At 66.4% G+C, this 6242-nt stretch carries 5 protein-coding genes and 1 tRNA gene; 2 read left to right on the top strand and 4 right to left on the bottom strand.

Annotated elements, in window-relative coordinates:
* Window positions 1-63: 63 nt before the first annotated feature.
* The 3 genes from ALA01S_RS03190 to lgt all read right to left on the bottom strand — a co-directional run bounded on the left by ALA01S_RS03190 (window position 64) and on the right by lgt (window position 1689).
* Window positions 64-138 (bottom strand) — tRNA-Val (locus tag ALA01S_RS03190).
* A 35-nt stretch (window positions 139-173) separates the two neighbouring features.
* Complete coding sequence (gene dnaQ / locus ALA01S_RS03185) at window positions 174-881, bottom strand: DNA polymerase III subunit epsilon (RefSeq protein ID WP_066331968.1); 708 nt, start codon at window positions 879-881, stop codon at window positions 174-176.
* Between the two features lie 10 nt (window positions 882-891).
* The gene (gene lgt / locus ALA01S_RS03180) at window positions 892-1689 is read right to left on the bottom strand and encodes a prolipoprotein diacylglyceryl transferase (protein ID WP_066331924.1); all 798 of its coding nucleotides are present in this window, start codon (window positions 1687-1689) and stop codon (window positions 892-894) included.
* Between the two features lie 198 nt (window positions 1690-1887).
* On the opposite strand from lgt, the gene ilvD reads away from it, so the two are divergent.
* Window positions 1888-3567: a dihydroxy-acid dehydratase gene (gene ilvD / locus ALA01S_RS03175; protein WP_066331921.1), complete on the top strand. Its 1680-nt coding sequence runs from the start codon at window positions 1888-1890 to the stop codon at window positions 3565-3567.
* Window positions 3568-3682: 115 nt separating this feature from the next.
* Window positions 3683-3991: a c-type cytochrome gene (locus ALA01S_RS03170; RefSeq protein WP_157118731.1), complete on the top strand. Its 309-nt coding sequence runs from the start codon at window positions 3683-3685 to the stop codon at window positions 3989-3991.
* Between the two features lie 173 nt (window positions 3992-4164).
* Here the strand turns inward: ALA01S_RS03170 and acs are convergent, their stop codons facing one another.
* Window positions 4165-6135, bottom strand: a complete 1971-nt coding sequence (gene acs, locus ALA01S_RS03165; protein WP_066331919.1) for an acetate--CoA ligase — start codon at window positions 6133-6135, stop codon at window positions 4165-4167.
* Between the last annotated feature and the right edge of the window lie 107 nt (window positions 6136-6242).

The raw sequence follows: 6242 nt of genomic DNA, 5'->3' as shown, positions 1-6242 counted from the left end.
AGGCCACGTCTCCAAACCCTTGAAACCAAAGCCTCTCAGCAAATAACGCTGCGAAACTCGATTTGGTGGGCGGTGCAGGGTTCGAACCTGCGACCCCTGCCGTGTGAAGGCAGTGCTCTACCGCTGAGCTAACCGCCCGGGATTCGTTTTGTTCCTGTCCCGGAAGACCGCAATTATGGCATGAGTTTTCGCCAGGGCGCAATACCCCCTGCAGATTTATCGAGTTCTGCCAGAACGGCCTCGTGCGCCAGGCATTCGGCCTCGGTCGCGCGCAACACCGGCAGATCGAACTGCGTTAGGTCTATAGCCGGAATTTCCTCCTCGACAACAACGACCTCCTCTTCCTCCTCCATGACCAGCGCGTTCTGCCCGCGCGTCATGCGGATGTAGACCTCTGCCAGCAGTCCCGCGTCCAGCAACGCGCCGTGGAAAGTACGGCTGGTGTTGTCGACTTCCAGACGACGACAGAGCGCATCCAGCGAGTTGGCTTTGCCCGGATAGAGCTCGCGCGCCATGTACAGGCTGTCGGTGATCTGCGCGACATGCTGCCCAAGCGGCGGCCGGCCCAAGCGGCGCAACTCCTCGTTGAGAAAGCCGACGTCGAAGGGCGCGTTGTGGATGATGATTTCCGCCCCGGCCAGGAACTCCATCAACTCGTCGGCCACCGCGGCGAACACCGGCTTGTCGGACAGGAACTCGTCCGTCAGTCCGTGGATGCGCACCGCCTCCTCGTGGTTCTTGCGCTCCGGGTTCAGATAAAAGTGCTTGCTGCGCCCGCTCAGGCGGCGCGCCACCATCTCGACGCAGCCGATTTCGACGATGCGGTCGCCGTTCTCGGGGCTCAGGCCGGTGGTTTCGGTATCGAGGAAGATCTGTCGCATGCCCGCGATGCTAGCCGGCACGCCGGCGGGACGCCGTCCACAACAGCACGCCCGCGGCGATCATGGGCACGCACAGCCACTGGCCCATGCTCATGTTGAGCGCCAGCAGCCCCAGGAAACTGTCGGGCTCGCGGAAGTACTCGGCCACGAAGCGGAAGAAGCCGTAGCCGATCAGGAATGCGCCCGACACCTGTCCCACCGGACGCGGCTTGCGCGCGTACAGCCACAACAGGACGAACAGCAGCACGCCTTCCAGGCCGAACTGGTAGAGCTGCGAGGGGTGGCGAGGAATGTCGGAACCCGACTGGGGGAAGACCATGGCCCAGGGCAGGCTGGGGTCGGCCGCCCTGCCCCAGAGCTCGCCATTGATGAAGTTGCCGATGCGCCCGCAGGCCAGGCCTACGGGGATGCAGGGCGCGATCAGGTCCGTGACTTCCAAAAAGCGCCGCCCGCGCCGCCGCGCGTACAGCGCCATGGCCGCCAGCACACCCAGAAGGCCGCCATGGAAGGACATGCCCCCGCGCCAGACCATGAAGATCTCCAGCGGGTGCATCACGTAGTAGCCGGGCTTGTAGAACAGCGCATAGCCCAGGCGCCCGCCCAGCACCACGCCCACCACGCCGAAAAAGAGCAGGTCCTCCACGTCGCGCCGCGTCCAGCCGGCCTGCTCGAACCACGGCTGCCGCACCCGGCGCGCCGCCAGCAGCAGGAACAGGCCGAAGGCCGCCATGTAGGTCAGCCCATACCAGTGCACCTGCACCGGGCCCAACGACAGGGCAATGGGGTCGAACTGTGGGTGCACGAGCATCGGCGATGTCCTCCTTCAGAGGGGACGGATTGTCGCCGCCGCGGGCCGCCACTCCACTTGCCGTTGGCAGCCGGAAACAGCCACTGGCGGCAGACCCATTGGAAAACGGCCGCCAAGGCCGGCCGCATACTTCTGCGCGCCGGCAAGGCCCGGCCATTGCCCGCGTGTCGGCGACCACTTCAGCGCAGGAGCAGACTCATGAGCGTCAACCGCCGTTCCAGGAACATCACCGAGGGCGTGGCGCGCGCGCCCAACCGCTCGATGTACTACGCCATGGGCTACACCGAGGGCGACTTCGGCAAGCCCATGATCGGCGTGGCCAACGGCCACTCCACCATCACGCCGTGCAACTCCGGCCTGCAGCGGCTGGCCGATGCGGCAGTCGATGGCCTCAAGGCCGCCGGCGCCAACGCGCAGCTCTTCGGCACGCCCACCATCAGCGACGGCATGGCCATGGGCACCGAGGGCATGAAGTACTCGCTGGTGTCGCGCGAGGTCATCAGCGACTGCGTGGAGACCTGCGTGGGCGGCCAGTGGATGGACGGCGTGCTCGTCATCGGCGGCTGCGACAAGAACATGCCCGGCGGGATGATGGGCATGCTGCGCGCCAACGTGCCGGCCATCTACGTCTACGGCGGCACCATCCTGCCCGGCCACTACAAGGGGCAGGACCTCAACATCGTGAGCGTGTTCGAGGCCGTGGGCCAGTTCACCGCCGGCAAGATGTCCGAAGAGGATTTCTGCGAGATAGAAAGGCGTGCCATTCCCGGCACCGGCTCCTGCGGCGGCATGTACACCGCCAACACCATGAGCTCGGCCTTCGAGGCGCTGGGCATGAGCCTGCCCTACTCCTCCACCGAGGCCAACCCGCATGACGCCAAGCTGGAAAGCACCCGCCGTGCCGCCGCCGTGCTGGTGGAGGCGGTCAAGCGTGACCTCAAGCCGCGCGACATCGTCACCCGCGAAAGCATCGAGAACGCCGTGGCCGTGATCATGGCCACCGGCGGCTCCACCAACGCGGTGCTGCACTTCCTGGCCATCGCGCATGCCGCGGGCGTGCAGTGGGACATCGATGACTTCGAGCGCATCCGCCAGCGCGTGCCCGTGCTCTGCGACCTCAAGCCTTCCGGCAAGTACCTGGCCGTGGACCTGCACCGCGCCGGCGGCATCCCCGTGGTGATGAAGGAGCTGCTCAAGGCCGGGCTGCTGCATGGCGACTGCATCACCATCACCGGCAAGACCGTGGCCGAGAACCTGGCCGACGTGCCGGACCTGACCGCCGACAACCCCGTCATCCGCCCCGTCGCCGGCCCCATCTACGCCCAGGGCCACCTGGCCATACTCAAGGGCAACCTGTCGCCGCAAGGCTGCGTGGCCAAGATCACCGGGCTGAAGAACCCCGTCATCACCGGCCCGGCGCGGGTGTTCGACGACGAGCAGTCGGCGCTGGCGTCCATCATGGCCGGCCAGATCAAGGCCGGCGACGTGATGGTGCTGCGCTACCTGGGCCCAAAGGGCGGGCCCGGCATGCCGGAGATGCTCGCGCCCACCGGCGCGCTCATAGGCCAGGGCCTGGGCGAGAGCGTCGGCCTGATCACCGATGGGCGCTTTTCCGGCGGCACCTGGGGCATGGTGGTGGGCCACGTGGCGCCGGAGGCCTTCGAGGGCGGCACCATCGCGCTGGTGCACGAGGGCGACTCCATCACCATAGACGCGCACCGGCTGCTGCTGCAGCTCAACGTGGACGATGCCGAGCTGCAACGCCGCCGCGACGCCTGGCGCCAGCCCGCCCCGCGCTACACCCGCGGCGTGCTGGCCAAGTTCGCGCGCAACGCCAGCAGCGCCTCCACGGGCGCCGTGCTGGACAAGTTCGACTGAAGCTGACGGTGGTCAGGGCCCCGTCAACCGCGACCCGTATCATTGCGTTGCAGGCTTTGTGCCTGTAGCGCACCTCGACATATACAGATCGAATCCCGCAGCCCGAAAGGAAATCATGAAGTCCCTGCTTCCCGTGATCGTTGCCGCCGCGGCGGTTGTTTCCACCCCCGCCTTCGCCAACCTGGAACTGGCCCAGAAGAAGAACTGCCTGGCCTGCCACGCCGTGGACAAGAAGCTGGTCGGTCCCGCCTACCAGGAAGTGGCCAAGAAGTACGCCGGTGACAAGACCGCCGAAGCCAAGCTGACCGAGAAGGTCATGAAGGGCGGCGCGGGCGTTTGGGGTCCGGTGCCCATGCCCGCCAACCCGCAAGTGTCGGCCGACGAGGCCAAGACCCTGGTCAAGTGGGTACTGTCGCTGAAGTAATTCGGCACCGGCCCAAAGCCAAGAAAGCCCTGCGCCGCAGGGCTTTTTTTCGTCCGGTCCCGCCGCGCATCAGGACCACGCATCCATGAAAAACGCCCCGCGGCGCGGGGCGTTTTCAAAGGATCACACACTGCCGGTTGCCTTAGCAACCAGCGGCGGGCGCATCAGCCGGCTCAGTAGGCTTGGCCGAGCTGGTCCAGGATGGCCGGGTTTTCCAGCGTGGAGGTGTCCTGCGTGACGGCCTCGCCCTTGGCCACCGAGCGCAGCAGGCGGCGCATGATCTTGCCGGAGCGGGTCTTGGGCAGGTTGTCGCCGAAGCGGATGTCCTTGGGCTTGGCGATGGGGCCGATTTCCTTGCCCACCCAGTCGCGCAACTGCTTGGCAATGGCCTTGGCTTCATCGCCCGTGGGGCGGGGACGCTTCAGGACCACGAAGGCGCAGATGGCTTCGCCGGTGGTGTCGTCGGGACGGCCCACCACGGCGGCTTCGGCCACCAGCTCGGTGCAGCCCACCAGAGCGGACTCGATCTCCATCGTGCCCATGCGGTGGCCGGAAACGTTGAGCACGTCGTCGATGCGGCCGGTGATGGTGAAGTAGCCCGTCTTGGCGTCGCGGATGGCGCCGTCGCCGGCCAGATACAGCTGGCCCTTGAAGTCCTCGGGGTAGTAGCTCTTCTTGAAGCGCTCGGGGTCGCCCCAGATGGTGCGGATCATGGACGGCCAAGGCTTCTTGACCACCAGGATGCCACCCTGGCCCCAGGGCACTTCCTTGCCCGTCTCATCGACCACCGCGGCCTGGATGCCCGGGAAGGGCAGCGTGCACGAGCCCGGCACCAGCGGGGTGGCGCCCGGCAGCGGCGTGATCATGTGGCCGCCGGTCTCGGTCTGCCAGAAGGTGTCCACGATGGGGCAGCGGCTGCCGCCCACGTGCTGGTGGTACCACTCCCAGGCGGCCGGGTTGATGGGCTCGCCCACCGAGCCCAGGATGCGCAGCGAGCTCAGGTCGTAGCTCTTGGGGTGCACGGCCTCGTTGCTCTCGGCGGCCTTGATCAGCGAGCGGATGGCCGTGGGAGCCGTGTAGAACACGGTGACCTTGTGGTCCTGGATCATCTTCCAGAAGCGGCCGGCGTCCGGGTAGGTGGGCACGCCTTCGAACACGATTTCCGTGCCGCCCAGGGCCAGCGGGCCGTAGGTGATGTAGGTGTGGCCCGTGACCCAGCCGATGTCGGCCGTGCACCAGAAGACGTCATCGTCCTTGAGGTCGAAGGTCCACTTGGTGGTCAGCATCGCGTGCAGCAGGTAGCCGCCGGTGGAATGCTGCACGCCCTTGGGCTTGCCGGTGGAGCCCGACGTGTAGAGCAGGAACAGCGGATGCTCGGCCTCGACCCACTCGGGCTCGCAGGTGGCTTCCTGGCCGGCCAGGGCGTCGTCCATCCAGACGTCGCGGCCTTCGGTCATGTTCACTTGGGCGCCGGTGCGCTTGACCACCAGCACCTTGGTGACGGCCTCGCAGCCGCCCAGGGTCAGGGCCTCGTCCACGATGCCCTTCAGGGGCAGCTGCTTGCCGCCGCGCACCTGGTAGTCGGCGGTGATGACGAGCTTGGCGCCCGTGTCCTCGATGCGGTCACGCAGCGACTGCGCCGAGAAGCCGCCGAACACCACGGAGTGCGTGGCGCCGATGCGCGCACAGGCCTGCATGGCCACCACGCCGTCAATGCCCATGGCGATGTAGATGACGACGCGGTCGCCCTTCTTCACGCCTTGCGCCCTGAGCGCATTGGCCAGGCGGCAGGTGCGCTCCAGCAGCTCGCTGTAGGTCACCTTGGTGACTTCGCCGCCGTCGGCTTCGAAGATGATGGCGGTCTTGTCGCCCTTGCCGGCCTCGACGTTGCGGTCCAGGCAGTTGTAGGAGGCGTTGAGCTTGCCGTCGGCAAACCACTTGAAGAACGGCGCGTTGGAGCTGTCCAGCACTTGCGTGAACGGCTGCTTCCAGCTCACCAGCTCCTTGGCCAGGCGGCCCCAGTAACCTTCGTAATCGGCTTCGGCTTCAGCCACCAGAGCCTGGTAAGCCTCCATGCCCGCGACGTAAGCAGTTTTCTTCACGTCTTCGGCGGGCTGGTACAGCTTGGTTTCGGCTTCGCTCATGGATGTCTCCTGCGTTCCTGTGCGTTAGAGATGTTTGGGCGCCCTGAAAAAGGTCATTTGGGCAGACCGGATCACTGTGTCCAAAGCGGCTGACTAAGGGCTTACTC

Source organism: Azohydromonas lata NBRC 102462 (assembly GCF_001571085.1).
Taxonomy (GTDB): domain Bacteria; phylum Pseudomonadota; class Gammaproteobacteria; order Burkholderiales; family Burkholderiaceae_C; genus Azohydromonas; species Azohydromonas lata.
This window is presented reverse-complemented; position numbering and strand designations above follow the sequence as displayed.